This window comes from Paenibacillus sp. LX16 (genome assembly GCF_036252815.1).
In the GTDB taxonomy this organism is placed as follows: domain Bacteria; phylum Bacillota; class Bacilli; order Paenibacillales; family Paenibacillaceae; genus Paenibacillus; species Paenibacillus polymyxa_B.
In genome coordinates this window covers 5,103,004-5,118,066 of the sequence record NZ_CP141152.1, presented here as the reverse complement: position 1 = coordinate 5,118,066, position 15,063 = coordinate 5,103,004, and the positions used below count along the sequence as shown (strand labels likewise).

The 15,063-nt window shown below is 45.0% G+C and carries 25 protein-coding genes; all 25 read left to right on the top strand.

Going from position 1 to position 15,063, the window contains the following annotated elements:
- Window positions 1-23 precede the first annotated feature (23 nt).
- Window positions 24-494 carry a 30S ribosomal protein S7 gene (gene rpsG / locus T3H97_RS23035; RefSeq protein WP_007432586.1) on the top strand — a complete coding sequence of 157 codons (471 nt, stop codon included), beginning with the start codon at window positions 24-26 and terminating at the stop codon, window positions 492-494.
- A gap of 47 nt (window positions 495-541) precedes the next feature.
- The gene (fusA, locus tag T3H97_RS23030; RefSeq protein ID WP_023990559.1) at window positions 542-2,620 is read left to right on the top strand and encodes an elongation factor G; all 2,079 of its coding nucleotides are present in this window, start codon (window positions 542-544) and stop codon (window positions 2,618-2,620) included.
- Between the two features lie 94 nt (window positions 2,621-2,714).
- The gene (tuf, locus tag T3H97_RS23025; protein WP_010348813.1) at window positions 2,715-3,905 is read left to right on the top strand and encodes an elongation factor Tu; all 1,191 of its coding nucleotides are present in this window, start codon (window positions 2,715-2,717) and stop codon (window positions 3,903-3,905) included.
- Window positions 3,906-4,244: 339 nt separating this feature from the next.
- Window positions 4,245-4,553 carry a 30S ribosomal protein S10 gene (rpsJ, locus tag T3H97_RS23020; protein WP_005544556.1) on the top strand — a complete coding sequence of 103 codons (309 nt, stop codon included), beginning with the start codon at window positions 4,245-4,247 and terminating at the stop codon, window positions 4,551-4,553.
- 32 nt (window positions 4,554-4,585) lie between these two features.
- A complete protein-coding gene (rplC, locus tag T3H97_RS23015; RefSeq protein WP_013312161.1) occupies window positions 4,586-5,209 on the top strand; it encodes a 50S ribosomal protein L3 in 624 nt (207 codons plus the stop codon).
- Between the two features lie 26 nt (window positions 5,210-5,235).
- Window positions 5,236-5,859 (top strand): 50S ribosomal protein L4, encoded by a 624-nt coding sequence (gene rplD, locus T3H97_RS23010; protein WP_013312160.1) that lies wholly within the window; start codon window positions 5,236-5,238, stop codon window positions 5,857-5,859.
- Window positions 5,859-6,149, top strand: a complete 291-nt coding sequence (gene rplW / locus T3H97_RS23005) for a 50S ribosomal protein L23 (protein ID WP_013312159.1) — start codon at window positions 5,859-5,861, stop codon at window positions 6,147-6,149. Before rplD ends, rplW begins: the two co-directional genes overlap by 1 nt.
- A 30-nt stretch (window positions 6,150-6,179) precedes the next feature.
- The gene (rplB, locus tag T3H97_RS23000) at window positions 6,180-7,010 is read left to right on the top strand and encodes a 50S ribosomal protein L2 (protein WP_013312158.1); all 831 of its coding nucleotides are present in this window, start codon (window positions 6,180-6,182) and stop codon (window positions 7,008-7,010) included.
- 72 nt (window positions 7,011-7,082) lie between these two features.
- Window positions 7,083-7,361, top strand: coding sequence for a 30S ribosomal protein S19 (gene rpsS / locus T3H97_RS22995; protein ID WP_007432579.1), 279 nt, complete (start codon window positions 7,083-7,085; stop codon window positions 7,359-7,361).
- 36 nt (window positions 7,362-7,397) lie between these two features.
- Window positions 7,398-7,730, top strand: coding sequence for a 50S ribosomal protein L22 (rplV, locus tag T3H97_RS22990; RefSeq protein ID WP_013312157.1), 333 nt, complete (start codon window positions 7,398-7,400; stop codon window positions 7,728-7,730).
- 13 nt (window positions 7,731-7,743) lie between these two features.
- A complete protein-coding gene (gene rpsC / locus T3H97_RS22985) occupies window positions 7,744-8,409 on the top strand; it encodes a 30S ribosomal protein S3 (RefSeq protein WP_013312156.1) in 666 nt (221 codons plus the stop codon).
- A gap of 2 nt (window positions 8,410-8,411) precedes the next feature.
- The gene (gene rplP / locus T3H97_RS22980) at window positions 8,412-8,846 is read left to right on the top strand and encodes a 50S ribosomal protein L16 (RefSeq protein ID WP_007432576.1); all 435 of its coding nucleotides are present in this window, start codon (window positions 8,412-8,414) and stop codon (window positions 8,844-8,846) included.
- A complete protein-coding gene (rpmC, locus tag T3H97_RS22975) occupies window positions 8,836-9,033 on the top strand; it encodes a 50S ribosomal protein L29 (protein ID WP_328800967.1) in 198 nt (65 codons plus the stop codon). The genes rplP and rpmC overlap by 11 nt, the downstream gene beginning before the upstream one ends.
- A gap of 50 nt (window positions 9,034-9,083) precedes the next feature.
- The gene (gene rpsQ, locus T3H97_RS22970; protein ID WP_007432574.1) at window positions 9,084-9,347 is read left to right on the top strand and encodes a 30S ribosomal protein S17; all 264 of its coding nucleotides are present in this window, start codon (window positions 9,084-9,086) and stop codon (window positions 9,345-9,347) included.
- Between the two features lie 34 nt (window positions 9,348-9,381).
- The gene (gene rplN, locus T3H97_RS22965) at window positions 9,382-9,750 is read left to right on the top strand and encodes a 50S ribosomal protein L14 (RefSeq protein ID WP_007432573.1); all 369 of its coding nucleotides are present in this window, start codon (window positions 9,382-9,384) and stop codon (window positions 9,748-9,750) included.
- A 36-nt stretch (window positions 9,751-9,786) separates the two neighbouring features.
- A complete protein-coding gene (gene rplX, locus T3H97_RS22960) occupies window positions 9,787-10,140 on the top strand; it encodes a 50S ribosomal protein L24 (RefSeq protein ID WP_013312155.1) in 354 nt (117 codons plus the stop codon).
- A 31-nt stretch (window positions 10,141-10,171) separates the two neighbouring features.
- Window positions 10,172-10,717, top strand: coding sequence for a 50S ribosomal protein L5 (gene rplE / locus T3H97_RS22955; protein ID WP_007432571.1), 546 nt, complete (start codon window positions 10,172-10,174; stop codon window positions 10,715-10,717).
- A 76-nt stretch (window positions 10,718-10,793) separates the two neighbouring features.
- Window positions 10,794-10,979, top strand: a complete 186-nt coding sequence (locus tag T3H97_RS22950) for a type Z 30S ribosomal protein S14 (RefSeq protein WP_010348808.1) — start codon at window positions 10,794-10,796, stop codon at window positions 10,977-10,979.
- A gap of 32 nt (window positions 10,980-11,011) precedes the next feature.
- A complete protein-coding gene (rpsH, locus tag T3H97_RS22945) occupies window positions 11,012-11,410 on the top strand; it encodes a 30S ribosomal protein S8 (RefSeq protein ID WP_007432570.1) in 399 nt (132 codons plus the stop codon).
- 33 nt (window positions 11,411-11,443) lie between these two features.
- Window positions 11,444-11,986: a 50S ribosomal protein L6 gene (gene rplF / locus T3H97_RS22940; protein WP_013312152.1), complete on the top strand. Its 543-nt coding sequence runs from the start codon at window positions 11,444-11,446 to the stop codon at window positions 11,984-11,986.
- A gap of 115 nt (window positions 11,987-12,101) precedes the next feature.
- On the top strand, window positions 12,102-12,470 hold the full coding sequence (gene rplR, locus T3H97_RS22935) for a 50S ribosomal protein L18 (protein WP_007432568.1): 369 nt from the start codon (window positions 12,102-12,104) through the stop codon (window positions 12,468-12,470).
- 27 nt (window positions 12,471-12,497) lie between these two features.
- Window positions 12,498-12,995: a 30S ribosomal protein S5 gene (gene rpsE, locus T3H97_RS22930; protein WP_013312151.1), complete on the top strand. Its 498-nt coding sequence runs from the start codon at window positions 12,498-12,500 to the stop codon at window positions 12,993-12,995.
- Between the two features lie 12 nt (window positions 12,996-13,007).
- Entirely contained in the window at window positions 13,008-13,193 is a 186-nt protein-coding gene (gene rpmD, locus T3H97_RS22925) for a 50S ribosomal protein L30 (RefSeq protein WP_013312150.1), read from the top strand.
- 43 nt (window positions 13,194-13,236) lie between these two features.
- Window positions 13,237-13,677 carry a 50S ribosomal protein L15 gene (gene rplO / locus T3H97_RS22920; RefSeq protein WP_013312149.1) on the top strand — a complete coding sequence of 147 codons (441 nt, stop codon included), beginning with the start codon at window positions 13,237-13,239 and terminating at the stop codon, window positions 13,675-13,677.
- Window positions 13,677-14,975 carry a preprotein translocase subunit SecY gene (gene secY, locus T3H97_RS22915; RefSeq protein ID WP_061831397.1) on the top strand — a complete coding sequence of 433 codons (1,299 nt, stop codon included), beginning with the start codon at window positions 13,677-13,679 and terminating at the stop codon, window positions 14,973-14,975. Before rplO ends, secY begins: the two co-directional genes overlap by 1 nt.
- The last annotated feature ends 88 nt before the right edge of the window (window positions 14,976-15,063 follow it).

Genomic DNA, 15,063 nt, shown 5'->3' with positions numbered 1-15,063 from the left:
ACATGTAAGAAAGGGGGATATCCATGCCACGCAAAGGTCCAGTTACCAAAAGAGACGTGTTGCCAGATCCGGTATACAACAGCAAGTTGGTTACCCGCTTGATCAACCGCATCATGCTCGACGGAAAACGAGGCGTTGCTCAAAGCATTCTGTACAATGCGTTCAAGCTTATCCAAGAACGTACGGGGAATGACCCGATGGAAGTTTTTGAAGCAGCTATCAAGAATATCATGCCAGTCCTGGAAGTTAAAGCACGCCGTGTCGGCGGTGCCAACTACCAAGTACCAATCGAGGTAAAACCAGAAAGACGTACGTCCCTGGGATTACGTTGGCTCGTAAACTACTCCCGCAACCGCGGTGAGAAAACCATGGAAGAGCGTTTGGCGGCTGAAATTATTGATGCTTCCAACAACACAGGCGCTTCCGTGAAAAAACGTGAAGACACGCACAAAATGGCTGAAGCGAACAAAGCGTTTGCTCACTATCGTTGGTAGGATTCAGCTCAAAAAAATAACTTCAATTTTGAAGGGAGACCCATTTCATGGCAAGAGAGTTCTCCTTGAAAAATACACGTAATATCGGGATTATGGCTCATATTGACGCGGGTAAAACCACAACAACAGAGCGGATCTTGTTCTACACAGGCCGTACGCACAAAATCGGTGAAGTTCACGAAGGCGCTGCGACAATGGACTGGATGGAACAAGAACAAGAGCGCGGAATCACGATTACTTCCGCTGCGACGACCGCTGCCTGGAAAGGTCACCGCGTCAATATCATCGACACCCCGGGGCACGTTGACTTCACTGTTGAAGTTGAACGTTCCCTTCGTGTATTGGACGGAGCAGTTGGTGTTTTCAGTGCGAAAGAAGGCGTTGAGCCTCAGTCCGAAACCGTATGGAGACAGGCTGATCGCTACGGCGTTCCACGGATCGCATATGTAAACAAAATGGATATCATTGGTGCCGACTTCCTGAATGTTGTCTCCGACATGCGTGATCGCCTTCAAGCGAACGCAGTTGCGATTCAATTGCCAATCGGCGCAGAAAATGATTTTACTGGTATTATCGATATCGTTGAACAAAAAGCTCATATGTACAAAGATGATCTTGGTCAAGATATCGAAGAAGTAGAAATTCCTGCGGAATTCAAAGATCAGGTTGAAGAACTCCGTAATGAATTGATCGAGAAGGTTGCTGAACTGGACGAAGAATTGACAATGAAATACCTGGAAGGGGAAGAAATTTCGGTTGCTGAAATTAAAGCCGCTCTCCGTAAAGGTGTTGTAGAAGTTAAAATCTTCCCAGTTATCTGTGGATCTTCTTACCGCAATAAAGGTGTTCAGCTGATGTTGGATGCTGTTCTCGACTATTTGCCGGCTCCTACTGACGTGCCAAGTATTCAAGGGCATTTGGAAGACGGTACGGAAGTTGAACGTCACTCTTCCGATGAAGAGCCATTCTCCGCATTGGCCTTCAAAATCATGACGGATCCTTACGTTGGTAAGTTGACATTCTTCCGCGTATACTCCGGTGTTCTTCAATCCGGTTCTTACGTATTGAATGCAACAAAAGGTAAACGCGAACGTATCGGACGTATTCTTCAAATGCATGCGAACAGTCGTCAAGAAATCACTGTAGTTTACTCTGGTGATATTGCGGCTGCCGTAGGTTTGAAAGATACAGGTACAGGTGATACACTGTGTGATGAGAAGAGTCCTGTTATTCTCGAGTCCATGAACTTCCCTGATCCGGTTATCGAAATCGCGGTTGAGCCTAAAACCAAAGCTGACCAAGATAAAATGTCTGTAGCTCTCGGTAAGTTGACTGAAGAGGATCCAACTCTTCGCGCTCATACTAACGAAGAAACAGGTCAAACCATCTTGGCGGGTATGGGTGAGCTTCACTTGGACATCATCATTGACCGTATGCGTCGTGAGTTCAAGGTAGAAACGAATGTGGGTAAACCACAGGTTGCTTACCGTGAAACGTTCCGTGCTCCAGCACGTGTCGAAGGTAAATTCGTTCGTCAGTCCGGTGGTCGTGGTCAATATGGTCACGTATGGGTTGAGTTCGAACCACTCGAACCAGGTACTGGTAGTCAATTCGAAAGTAAGGTAGTCGGCGGCTCTGTTCCTAGAGAGTACATCGCTCCTGCTCTTGCTGGTATTGAGGAACAAATGAAAAACGGCGTTATCGCAGGCTTCCCGCTTGTGGACGTTAAAGCTACAATCGTGGACGGATCATACCATGATGTCGATTCCAATGAAATGGCATTTAAAATTGCCGGATCAATGGCGCTGAAAGCAGCGAAAGACAAATGTAAACCAGTATTGCTTGAGCCGATTATGAAAGTTGAAGTAACGGTTCCTGAGGAATACATGGGTGACGTAATGGGTATGTTGAACTCCCGTCGTGGTCGGATTGAAGGTATGGATTCCCGTAGTGGAGCTCAAATCATTCGTGCGAAGGTGCCTTTGTCCGAAATGTTCGGATACTCGACTACACTTCGCTCCGGTACACAAGGACGCGGCGTGTTCTCCATGGAACTCTCTCATTATGAAGAAGTGCCGAAGAGCATTGCTGAAGAGATCGTTGCCAAAACCAAAGGCGGCGAGTAATACAATGTATCAGCTGACCGGTATGCTTAAGGTTTTATCAAAAAGGCATCCGGCAGCCTAAAATAAAACAAGTTATTGAGGAGGAATTGTTCAAATGGCAAAGGCTAAGTTTGAACGTAACAAACCGCACGTTAATATCGGTACTATTGGTCACGTCGATCATGGTAAAACTACTTTGACTGCTGCAATCACAACTGTATTGTCCAAAACTTACGGTGGTGCTGCTGTAGCATTCGATCAAATCGATAAAGCTCCAGAAGAGCGCGAACGCGGTATCACAATCTCCACTGCACACGTGGAATATGAAACACCTAACCGTCACTATGCACACGTTGACTGCCCAGGTCACGCCGACTATGTTAAAAACATGATCACTGGCGCTGCACAAATGGACGGAGCGATTCTGGTTGTATCCGCAGCTGACGGCCCAATGCCGCAAACTCGCGAGCACATCCTGTTGTCCCGCCAAGTTGGTGTTCCTTACATCGTTGTATTCCTGAACAAATGCGACATGGTTGAAGACGAAGAGTTGCTGGAATTGGTTGAAATGGAAGTTCGCGACTTGCTGAGCGAGTATGACTTCCCAGGCGACGACACTCCAATCACTCGCGGTTCCGCTCGTGAAGCACTGCAAAACCCAGAAGGCGACTGGGCTAAGAAAATCGTTGAAATGTTCGAAACAATCGACACTTACATCCCAACTCCAGAACGCGACACTGACAAGCCTTTCCTTATGCCTGTCGAGGACGTATTCTCCATCACTGGTCGTGGTACAGTTGCTACAGGCCGTGTAGAGCGTGGTACAGTTAAAGTGGGCGACGAAATCGAAATCATCGGTATTCAAGAAGAATCCCGTAAATCCGTAGTAACAGGCGTGGAAATGTTCCGTAAATTGCTTGATTCCGCTCAAGCTGGTGACAACATCGGCGCACTGCTTCGCGGTGTAGATCGTGCACAAATCGAGCGTGGCCAAGTATTGGCTAAGCCAGGTTCTGTTAACCCACATACAGAATTTTCTGCTCAAATCTACGTTTTGACTAAAGAAGAAGGCGGACGTCACAAACCTTTCTTCACTGGTTACCGTCCACAGTTCTACTTCCGTACAACTGACGTAACTGGTATCATTACTTTGCCAGAAGGTTCCGAAATGGTAATGCCTGGTGATAACATCACAGTTACTGTTCAACTGATCAACCCGATCGCTATCGAAGAAGGAACTAAGTTCTCTATTCGTGAAGGTGGACGTACAGTTGGCGCTGGTGCTGTAGCAACAATCTCCAAATAAGAAGGCTTTAGCCTTTAAATAGAGTAACAGTGTACTGGAACGAGTAACGTTGTATTGGAACGAAGCTAAACGAGCCCCTGCCCTGGTGCGGGGGCTTTTCTCTTGGGAAAAATCGCGAGCTGCGAGCACAACTGCATCTTTTGAAAATAAGATGCATTGTTTTTTCGTTTTTGCTTGCAATAGGCAGAACTATTCGATATAATAACTAATGTTGTTTGTGACTGTGCGATGATGTGAGAGGTTACTGACACACCCGGCCCCTTTGCCATGGGAGGGCTGTCGGAAAATTTTCACGGAGTATGTCCGATACCAAATTGGGCGATAGAAGGAGGGACTAAAATGGCAAAGCAAAAAATTCGTATTCGTTTGAAAGCTTACGATCATAGAATTCTTGATCAATCCGCTGAGAAAATTGTTGAAACAGCTAAACGTTCGGGCGCAGGTGTATCCGGGCCAATTCCGCTGCCAACTGAAAAACAAATCATTACTATTCTCCGTGCGGTACACAAGTACAAGGATTCCCGGGAACAGTTCGAAATGCGCACACACAAGCGTTTGATCGACATTGTTAACCCGACTCCACAAACTGTGGATGCCTTGATGCGCTTGGACCTGCCGTCCGGTGTAGATATCGAAATTAAATTGTAATATGTGATTAGGAAAAGAAATGAGGTGTCAACATGAAAGGTATCTTAGGAAAAAAACTCGGAATGACTCAAGTGTTTACCCCTGAAGGTAACGTACTTGCTGTTACGGTTATCGAAGCAGGTCCTTGTGTTGTTCTGCAAAAGAAAGATCTGGAAAACGATGGATACGAAGCTATTCAACTCGGTTTCTCTGATAAGAAAGAAAAAAGATCCAACAAACCTGAAGCAGGACATGCGAAAAAAGCAAATACTGCACCTAAGCGCTACGTTCGTGAACTTCGTGGCATCGACCTTGCTGCGTACGAGGTTGGCCAAGAACTGAAGGCTGATGTCTTCACAGAAGGCGAGTTCGTTGACGTAACAGGTATTTCTAAAGGTAAAGGTTTTGCCGGCGTTATCAAACGTTGGGGACAAAGCCGCGGACCAATGGCACACGGATCGCGTTACCACAGAGGTCCAGGTTCTATGGGTTCCATTCAAGCTAACCGCGTTCCTAAAGGTAAACACCTTCCAGGACATATGGGGCATGAAACGGTAACGATCCAACGTCTTGAAGTTGTTAAGATCGATACAGAACGTAATGTATTGCTCGTGAAAGGTTCCATTCCAGGACCTAAAAATAGCTTCGTTAAAGTATTAGAAACGGTGAAAAAATAAACAACTGAAGAAAGGAGGAACACGAAATGCCAAAAGTAGCACTATTTAATATTAGCGGCAGCCAAGTTGGTGAAATTGAATTGAACGACGCAGTGTTCGGTATCGAGCCGAATAAGCACGTTCTTCATGACGCTGTTGTTATGCAATTGGCTTCCCTGCGTCAAGGTACTCACAAAGTAAAAGGACGTTCTGAAGTACGTGGTGGCGGACGTAAGCCTTGGAAACAAAAAGGTACTGGCCGCGCTCGTCAAGGTTCGATCCGTGCACCGCAATGGGTTGGTGGCGGTACTGTATTCGGTCCGACTCCACGCAGCTATGCATACAAATTGCCTAAAAAGGTTCGTCGTCTGGCGATCAAATCGGCGTTGTCATCCAAAGTGATTGAGAATGAAATTATTGTATTGGACGCTCTTACACTGAACGGACCTAAAACGAAAGAATTCGCAGCCATTTTGAATAACCTTAAAGCTGATCGTAAAGCATTGATCGTAGCTCCTAGCTATGATGATAATGTAGCACTTTCCGCTCGTAATATTCCTGGTGTGAAGTTTGTAGCCGCAGATGGCATTAATGTTCTTGATGTGCTCGGACACGACAAACTGATCATTACGAAGGAAGCAGTTCAGAAGGTAGAGGAGGTGCTCGCGTAATGAAGGATCCTCGTGATATTATCAAACGTCCGGTTATCACCGAACGTACGGCAGGTATGATGAATGACTTGAAATACGTTTTCGAGGTTGACATTCGTTCTAACAAAGTCGAAGTTAAAAAAGCAATCGAAGCCATTTTTAACGTGAAAGTAAGTAACGTAAATACGCTTCGTGTTCCTGCAAAACCAAAACGCTACGGACGTCATTCCGGCTATACGAGCGAGTGGAAGAAAGCGTTCGTAACGCTGAGCAAAGACAGTAAGCCGCTTGAGTTTTTTGAAACGGTATAATTGAATCTGTAAAGTAAGGAGGGAAACTCAGTGCCAATTAAAAAGTATAAACCAACGTCCCCGGCCAGACGTGCTATGTCTGTATCTACTTTCGAGGAGATTACAACTAATCAGCCCGAGAAATCGTTGCTGGCACCTCTGAGCAAGCAAGCTGGACGTAATAACCAAGGTAAAATTACGGTTCGTCATCAAGGCGGCGGACACAAACGTAAATACCGTATTATTGACTTTAAACGTAACAAAGATGGAATACCGGGCCGCGTTGCTACGATCGAATATGATCCAAACCGTACGTCCAACATCGCGCTTATCCACTATGTGGATGGTGAAAAACGTTACATCATCGCTCCTAAAGGTCTGAAAGTAGGAGACGAAGTGGTATCCGGTGCAGGATCCGATATCAAAATCGGTAACTCCTTGCCATTGGAAAACATTCCAGTAGGTACGGTTATCCACAACATCGAATTGAAACCGGGTAAAGGTGGCCAACTCGTTCGCGCTGCTGGTACGGAAGCCCAACTTCTTGGTAAAGAAGAAAAGTACGTTACAATTCGTTTGACTTCTGGTGAAGTTCGTCGCATTCTGAAAGTTTGCCGCGCTACAATCGGTTCTGTAGGTAACGAAGACCACGAGCTGGTGAAAATCGGTAAAGCTGGTCGTAGTCGCTGGTTGGGACAACGTCCTGAAGTTCGCGGTGTTGTAATGAACCCTAACGATCACCCACACGGTGGTGGTGAAGGTCGCGCTCCAATCGGACGTAAATCTCCAATGTCTCCATGGGGTAAACCAACCCTTGGTTACAAGACACGTAAAAAAGGTAAAGCATCTGATAAGTACATCGTTCGTCGTCGTACTAAGTAATAAAACGTGCGCTTAAGTCGCACGTTAACATATTAAGGAACGACTACGTTTTAACGAAGGGAGGATTCATAAATGGGTCGCAGTCTCAAAAAAGGACCATTCATTGATGGTTACCTGTTGAAAAAAGTAGAGGTTTTGAACGAGTCGGACAAAAAAGTGGTAATCAAAACTTGGTCCCGTCGCTCTACGATTTTCCCGCAATTTATCGGACATACGTTTGGTGTATACGATGGTCGTAAACACGTGCCAGTATACGTAACGGAAGATATGGTCGGACACAAATTGGGCGAATTTGCTCCAACACGTACGTACAAAGGCCATACGGATGACGATAAGAAAACAAGAAGATAATCAACACAGCGTAGTGTTTGAGAGGAGGTAAACTCAATGGAAGCAAAAGCACATGCTAAGTCCGTACGGATTTCTGCTCGCAAAGTGAAACTTGTTATCGATTTGATTCGCGGTAAGCAGGTTGGTGAGGCGATCGCAATTCTTCGTCACACTCCAAAGTCCGCTTCTCCAGTCGTTGAGAAATTGTTGAATTCTGCGATTGCAAATGCAGATCACAACTACTCTTTGGACGTAAATAAATTGGTAGTATCTCAGGTTTTTGTAAACCAAGGTCCTACAATGAAACGATTCCGCCCGCGTGCAATGGGTCGTGCAAGTCGCATCAACAAACGCACCAGTCATATTACTCTGGTGGTATCTGAAAAATAAGGAGGGAAAACGTGTGGGCCAAAAGGTAAATCCCGTCGGACTCCGAATCGGTATTATCCGTGATTGGGAATCCAAATGGTATGCAGGCAAAGATTTCGGTGATCTTTTGCTGGAAGACGTTAGAATTCGTGAACATCTGAAAAAAAGATTGAAAGACTCCGCTGTATCCCGTGTTGAAATCGAGAGAGCAGCTAACCGTGTCAACGTAACGATTCACACTGCGAAACCAGGTATGGTTATCGGTAAGGGTGGTTCCGAAGTTGAAAATCTGCGTAATGAAATTACTAAAATCGCAGGCGGTAAAAAGGTACACATCAATATTTCTGAAATTAAAAATCCTGAACTGGACGCAATTCTGGTTGCTGAAAGCATTGCACAACAATTGGAACGTCGTGTTTCTTTCCGTCGTGCTTTGAAACAAGCGATTCAAAGAACTATGCGTTCCGGAGCAAAAGGAATTAAAACTCAAGTAGGCGGACGTCTTGGCGGTGCCGAAATCGCTCGTTCCGAAGGGTACAGCGAAGGAACTGTTCCACTGCATACGCTTCGTGCCGACATTGACTATGGTACAGCGGAAGCTCATACTACTTACGGTCGTCTTGGCGTGAAAGTATGGATCTATCGTGGAGAGGTTCTTCCTCCAGCTAAGAAACAAGCTCCTCAGGAAGGAGGCAACTAATCATGTTGGTACCAAAACGCGTAAAACATCGTAAACAACAACGTGGTCATATGAAGGGTCGTGCAAAAGGCGGTACTACACTGAACTTTGGTGAGTACGGTTTGCAAGCTACTGAACCTGCATGGATTACTAACCGTCAAATCGAAGCTGCTCGTATTGCGATGACTCGTTACATCAAACGTGGTGGTAAGGTTTGGATTAAAATTTTCCCTGACAAACCAATTACTCAGAAGCCTCTTGAGGTTCGTATGGGTAGTGGTAAAGGTAACGTAGAAAAATGGGTTGCAGTAGTGAAACCAGGCAAGATTATGTTCGAACTTGCTGGTGTTCCGGAAGAGATTGCTCGTGAAGCAATGCGTCTTGCCGCTCACAAACTGCCAATCAAAACTAAGTTTGTGAAACGTGAAGAATTGGGTGGTGAAGCAAATGAAGGCTAGTGAATTCCGCAACCTAACCACTGCTGAAATCGAACAAAAGATCTCCGGTTATAAAGAAGAACTTTTCAACCTTCGTTTTCAACTCGCTACCGGTCAGCTTGATAACCCGACTCGGATCGGCGCTGTGCGTAAGGAAATTGCTCGTGCTAAAACTGTGATCCGTGAAAGAGAACTTGGGATTAGCTAAGATATCAGACCGGGTGGAAAATCCGCCTGTAATTAGGAAGGAGGCCAACAATGAGCGAACGTAATGCCCGTAAAGTATTAGTCGGTAAAGTAGTCAGCGACAAAATGGATAAAACGATTGTGATTGCTGTAGAAACTTACAAAAAACATGATCTCTACCATAAACGCATTAAAGTAACTAAGAAATTCAAAGCTCATGATGAAAACAACACCGCACAAATTGGTGATACTGTTAAAATCATGGAAACTCGCCCTTTGTCCAAAGACAAAAACTGGAGACTGGTCGAAATCGTTGAAAAAGCTGTTATAATCTAATGTAGTGTAGTTTTTCCGAAAGGAGGATAAATAAATGATTCAACCATTTACACGTTTGACTGTAGCTGACAATTCCGGCGCGAAGGAACTGATGTGTATCCGTGTGCTCGGTGGTACGGGACGTCGTACAGCTCAAATTGGTGACCTGATCGTTTGTTCCGTAAAACAAGCAACACCAGGCGGCGTTGTCAAAAAGGGTGATGTAGTAAGAGCGGTTGTTGTTCGTACTAAACGTTCTATCCGCCGTAAAGACGGTTCCTACATCGGATTTGACGAAAACGCAGCAGTGGTCGTTAAAGAAGACAAGAGCCCACGTGGTACTCGTATTTTCGGACCAGTTGCTCGCGAACTTCGTGACAAGGACTTCATGAAAATCGTTTCCTTGGCTCCGGAAGTGATCTAAACTCACCTTAAAATGTGCCCGTAGGAGGTGTACGAAATGCCAAAAGTGAAAAAAGTTCTGGAATCCCATAACAACAAGCTGCATGTCAAAAAAGACGACACTGTTCTGGTGATTACAGGTAAAGATAAAGGTAAAAAAGGTCGCGTTATCGCTGCTTACCCTCGTCAAAACCGTGTGCTTGTGGAAGGTGTTAACATGATTAAAAAACACCAAAAGCCTAATCAGCTGAATCCACAAGGCGGCATCATCGAGAAAGAAGCTCCGATTCACGTTTCCAACGTTATGCACATTGATCCGAAGAGCGGAAAAGTAACCCGTGTTGGTTATAAAGTTTTGGACAACGGAAAAAAAGTGCGCATTGCAAAACGTTCTGGCGAAGTGATCGACTAATTATTTTTTGAAGAAAGGAGGTATATGATTCATGGCTACAACAAGAATGAAAGAACGTTTCTTGAAAGAAATCACTCCTGCTTTGATGCAGAAGTTCAACTATACAACAGTGATGCAAGTGCCTAAAATCGAGAAAGTTGTAATCAACATGGGTGTTGGCGACGCAGTCCAAAACTCCAAAGTACTTGATTCAGCTCTCAACGACATGCAACTGATCGCTGGTCAAAAACCAGTAATCACTCGCGCAAAAAAATCTATTGCAGGTTTTAAATTGCGTGAAAACATGCCGATCGGTGTAAAGGTAACACTTCGTGGCGAGCGTATGTATTATTTCTTGGACAAATTGTTCAACATTACTCTTCCTCGCGTACGTGACTTCCATGGTGTATCGACAAAAGCTTTTGACGGACGTGGTAACTACACGCTTGGTCTGAAAGAACAGTTGATCTTCCCGGAAATCGAGTATGATCAAGTTGATAAAGTTCGTGGTATGGACATCGTTATCGTAACGACTGCCAAAACTGACGAAGAGTCCCGTGAGCTTCTGACTCAGCTGGGCATGCCTTTCGCAAAATAATGTTGGCATAACGTTTCGGGCGTCTGATTTTAAAGACACCCTGTTCTCCGAAACTATTTAGGAGGTGTCAGGCTAAGTGGCAAAAACTTCAATGAAAGTCAAACAACAACGCGCACCAAAGTTTAAAGTTCGTGCTTACACTCGTTGCGAGCGTTGTGGTCGTCCACATTCGGTACTGCAAAAGTTTAAGATCTGCAGAATTTGCTTCCGTGAATTAGCTTATAAAGGCCAGATTCCTGGCGTGAAAAAAGCAAGCTGGTAAAAAGTCCTGTTTGGGAAGGAGGTTTATACACAATGACTATGTCTGATCCAATTGCAGATATGCTTACTCGTATTCGTAACGCGAACACAGTTCGTCACGAAACAGTAGAAATGCCTGCATCTACAATGAAAAAACAAATCGCCGACATCCTGAAACGTGAAGGATTCATTCGTGATGCGGAATTTGTTGAAGATAGCAAACAAGGGATCATCCGTATTTTCTTGAAATACGGTGCAAACAACGAGCGTGTTATTACAGGTTTGAAAAGAATCAGTAAACCAGGTCTTCGCGTTTACACGAAAAGCAATGAGATTCCACGCGTACTGGGTGGACTCGGGATCGCAATCATTTCAACATCCAAAGGTATCATGACTGACAAAGAAGCGCGTCAGTCCAAAGCCGGCGGAGAAGTTGTTTGCTACGTTTGGTAAGATAACGTTTAAAAGATAGGAGGTGCAACAGATATGTCCCGTATTGGTCGTAAACCAATCACAGTACCAAGTGGTGTTGACGTGACTTTGAACAACACAGCAATCACAGTTAAAGGTCCTAAAGGAACATTGACTCGTGAGCTTCATAAAGACATGTCCGTTACTGTGGAAAACAATGAAATCAATGTAGTTCGTCCTTCGGACAACAAACTTCACCGCTCTTTGCATGGAACAACCCGCAGCGTTGTCAACAACATGGTAAGTGGTGTAACTGAAGGGTTTTCAAAATCTCTGGAGCTGGTTGGGGTCGGATATCGTGCAAGCAAATCCGGAGATAAAATCGTTCTGAACGTTGGATACTCTCACCCGGTTGAAATCACACCGGAAGCGGGCATCGAATTCGAAGTTCCTTCGAACACTAAAATCATCGTTCGCGGAATTGATAAAGAGCGTGTAGGTGCCTACGCTGCTAAAATTCGTTCCGTTCGTGAACCTGAACCGTACAAAGGTAAAGGGATTAAATACGAAGGCGAGCGCATCATTCGTAAAGAAGGTAAAGCCGGTAAGAAGAAATAAGTTTCTTACCGACTTTGTGCGGTCTTTCTGCTGGAAAGACTTCGTACTTCTTTTTTACCCAGTGCGTCTTAGTATAAAGTTTTAAAAGGCAAACTGAAGGGAGTGAAAACTTGAGATGATTACAAAACAAGATAAAAATAAAGCACGTGTCAGAAGACATCTGCGTGTACGTAAGAAAATCGAAGGTACGGCTGTACGTCCTCGTTTGAACGTGTTCCGTTCTTCCAAGCATATCTACGCACAACTGATTGATGATGTAGCTGGTGTAACATTGGTATCTGCATCCACTATGGATAAAGAACTGAGCAGCGAAATCAAAAACGGCGGTAGTGTAGAAGCAGCTCGTAAAGTTGGCGAACTCGTTGCTAAACGTGCGAAAGAAAAAGGTCATGCTAACATCGTATTTGACCGTGGTGGATACTTGTATCATGGACGGATTCAAGCTTTGGCTGATGCAGCTCGCGAAGCAGGCCTTGAATTCTAAGACATTTCTCAAAAGGAGGTTAACGACTTGCGTGTAGATCCGAATACTTTGGAACTGACTGAAAGAGTAGTAAATATTAATCGTGTAGCTAAAGTTGTCAAAGGCGGACGCCGTTTCAGCTTCAGTGCTCTGGTAGTAGTGGGCGACGGCAACGGCTGGGTAGGCGCTGGAATCGGTAAAGCTGGCGAAGTACCTGATGCAATTCGCAAAGGTATTGAAGATGCTAAGAAAAACCTGGTTCACGTTCCACTCGTAGGAACAACAATTCCTCACCTTGTTACAGGTAAGTTCGGTGCTGGCCGGGTTCTGTTGAAACCGGCATCGGAAGGTACTGGAGTTATCGCTGGTGGTCCGGTTCGTGCTGTCCTGGAACTTGCTGGTGTAGGTGATATCTTGACAAAATCTTTGGGTTCTTCGAATTCCATGAATATGGTCAATGCGACTTTGGAAGGTTTGTCCCGCTTGAAACGCGCTGAAGAAGTTGCAAAATTGCGCGGCAAATCCATCGAAGAGCTGCTGGGCTAAGGAGGGAATATCATGGCGAAATTAGAAATTACCCTCGTTCGTTCGTTGATCGGCCGTCCTGGTAATCAGAGAACGACTGTTAAAACGCTCGGCTTGCGTAAAATCAACCATAAAGTAGTTCAACCCGACAATGCAGCTATTCGCGGGATGATTAATCAAGTTAGCCATTTGGTTTCTGTTAAAGAAATTGAGGCTTAAGAAATAAAGTATTTTAACAATAATCAAGGAGGTGCAACGAACGATGAAGTTACATGAGCTTTCCCCAGCTCCAGGCTCCCGCAAAGAACGTAAACGTTTGGGTCGTGGTCCTAGTAGCGGTACGGGTAAAACTTCTGGTCGTGGTCATAAAGGTCAAAACGCTCGTTCCGGCGGTGGTGTACGTCCGGGCTTCGAGGGTGGTCAAAACCCACTGTATCGTCGCTTGCCTAAACGCGGTTTCGTAAATCCTACTCGTAAAGAGTATGCGGTTTTGAATATCGAAGATTTGAACAGTTTTGCAGCGGGTACAGAAGTAAGCCCTGAGTTTTTGCTGAACAATGGCATTGTGAAAAACGCCAAATCCGGAATTAAAATTCTGGGTAACGGTGAAATCACTGTGAAGTTGACAGTTAAAGCGAACAAGTTCTCTCAATCTGCGGTAGAGAAAATTGAAGCTGCCGGCGGTAAAACCGAGGTGATCTAATGTTCAAGACCCTGAAAAATATATGGCGGGTTGAGGATCTTAGAACCCGAATCCTGTTTACCCTGTTTATACTCTTTGTATATCGTATTGGCTCCTTCGTGCCGGTTCCCGGCGTGAACAAGCAAGTCTTTACTTCTCAGGATCAGGCAGGAAGCGAGTTGTTTGGACTCCTTAACACCTTCTCAGGGGGTGCATTGTATCAGTTTTCGATCTTCGCCCTCGGGATTATGCCATATATTACAGCGTCCATCATTGTACAGTTGTTGTCAATGGACGTGATTCCGAAACTTGCGGAATGGGCTAAACAAGGAGAGCATGGTAAAAAGAAGTTGGCTCAAATTACGCGTTATGGTACGGTAATACTTGGCCTGATTCAAGCATTCGGAACGTCAATTGGCTTTAATCGACTGTACGGTGCAGCGATGATTCCAGGAGCCACTTTTGCAGATTATCTGGTTATTGCCATTGTGCTTACAGCAGGAACTACGTTCCTTATGTGGCTCGGTGAGCAAATTACTGAAAAGGGAATCGGCAACGGTATCTCTATTGTTATCTTCGCAGGGATTGCGGCGGGTATTCCAAGACATATTCGGACGGTTGTAGAATCTCAGTTTATTCAGGCAGATCAGCTGTTTATGAATATTCTGAAGGCAATTATAATTGCTCTGGTGATTGTTCTGATTATTGTTGGTGTTATCTACATCCAGCAAGGTATTCGGAAAATCCCAGTACAATACGCGAAACGTGTAGTTGGCAACAAAATGTACGGTGGCCAGAATACGCATATTCCGATGAAAATTAATGCGGCAGGCGTTATTCCGGTAATCTTTGCGGTATCATTGCTGCAATTCCCGACAATTATTGCGAGTTTCTGGGCAGATCATGCTTGGGCTAAGTGGATTACCACTTACTTGTACTATGACAAGCCGCTGGGCATGGTTTTGTATGTCGTAATGATTATCGGTTTCACATTCTTCTATACCTTTGTACAGATGAATCCGCAGCAAATGGCCGACAATATGAAGAAGAACGGCGGTTATATTCCGGGAATTCGCCCGGGTAAGGCCACGGAGAAATACTTGACACGAGTAATGTCACGTTTGACAATGACAGGAGCTTTGTTTCTGGCAGTCATATCCGTTTTGCCGGTATTCTTCGGTTCGCTTTCGGGCTTGCCTCGTTCCGTGCAAATTGGCGGTACTTCATTGCTCATCATCATTGGTGTAGCATTGGATACAATGAAGCAAATCGAAAGCCAACTGATCAAACGCCATTACAAAGGCTTCATCAACAAATAGGCAATAGGTACCGGCTTAGGATGTTCGCATGCTTACCGGCACCTTTTGTGCTGTTTCTTGTGTAGGGGTCGTCTTGAGGAGTGACAGA

Excerpts from the sequence above, each read along its gene's own strand:
- rplP (WP_007432576.1), top strand. The coding sequence starts at position 8,412 with ATGTTGGTACCAAAACGCGTAAAACATCGTAAACAACAACGTGGTCAT.
- rplE (WP_007432571.1), top strand. The coding sequence starts at position 10,172 with ATGGCTACAACAAGAATGAAAGAACGTTTCTTGAAAGAAATCACTCCT.
- rpsH (WP_007432570.1), top strand. The coding sequence starts at position 11,012 with ATGACTATGTCTGATCCAATTGCAGATATGCTTACTCGTATTCGTAAC.
- rplR (WP_007432568.1), top strand. The coding sequence starts at position 12,102 with ATGATTACAAAACAAGATAAAAATAAAGCACGTGTCAGAAGACATCTG.
- fusA (WP_023990559.1), top strand. The coding sequence starts at position 542 with ATGGCAAGAGAGTTCTCCTTGAAAAATACACGTAATATCGGGATTATG.
- rpmC (WP_328800967.1), top strand. The coding sequence starts at position 8,836 with ATGAAGGCTAGTGAATTCCGCAACCTAACCACTGCTGAAATCGAACAA.
- rpsG (WP_007432586.1), top strand. The coding sequence starts at position 24 with ATGCCACGCAAAGGTCCAGTTACCAAAAGAGACGTGTTGCCAGATCCG.
- rplX (WP_013312155.1), top strand. The coding sequence starts at position 9,787 with ATGCCAAAAGTGAAAAAAGTTCTGGAATCCCATAACAACAAGCTGCAT.
- rplN (WP_007432573.1), top strand. The coding sequence starts at position 9,382 with ATGATTCAACCATTTACACGTTTGACTGTAGCTGACAATTCCGGCGCG.
- rplV (WP_013312157.1), top strand. The coding sequence starts at position 7,398 with ATGGAAGCAAAAGCACATGCTAAGTCCGTACGGATTTCTGCTCGCAAA.
- tuf (WP_010348813.1), top strand. The coding sequence starts at position 2,715 with ATGGCAAAGGCTAAGTTTGAACGTAACAAACCGCACGTTAATATCGGT.
- rpsS (WP_007432579.1), top strand. The coding sequence starts at position 7,083 with ATGGGTCGCAGTCTCAAAAAAGGACCATTCATTGATGGTTACCTGTTG.
- rplD (WP_013312160.1), top strand. The coding sequence starts at position 5,236 with ATGCCAAAAGTAGCACTATTTAATATTAGCGGCAGCCAAGTTGGTGAA.
- rpsJ (WP_005544556.1), top strand. The coding sequence starts at position 4,245 with ATGGCAAAGCAAAAAATTCGTATTCGTTTGAAAGCTTACGATCATAGA.
- rpmD (WP_013312150.1), top strand. The coding sequence starts at position 13,008 with ATGGCGAAATTAGAAATTACCCTCGTTCGTTCGTTGATCGGCCGTCCT.
- secY (WP_061831397.1), top strand. The coding sequence starts at position 13,677 with ATGTTCAAGACCCTGAAAAATATATGGCGGGTTGAGGATCTTAGAACC.
- rplF (WP_013312152.1), top strand. The coding sequence starts at position 11,444 with ATGTCCCGTATTGGTCGTAAACCAATCACAGTACCAAGTGGTGTTGAC.
- rpsQ (WP_007432574.1), top strand. The coding sequence starts at position 9,084 with ATGAGCGAACGTAATGCCCGTAAAGTATTAGTCGGTAAAGTAGTCAGC.
- rplO (WP_013312149.1), top strand. The coding sequence starts at position 13,237 with ATGAAGTTACATGAGCTTTCCCCAGCTCCAGGCTCCCGCAAAGAACGT.
- rplW (WP_013312159.1), top strand. The coding sequence starts at position 5,859 with ATGAAGGATCCTCGTGATATTATCAAACGTCCGGTTATCACCGAACGT.
- rplC (WP_013312161.1), top strand. The coding sequence starts at position 4,586 with ATGAAAGGTATCTTAGGAAAAAAACTCGGAATGACTCAAGTGTTTACC.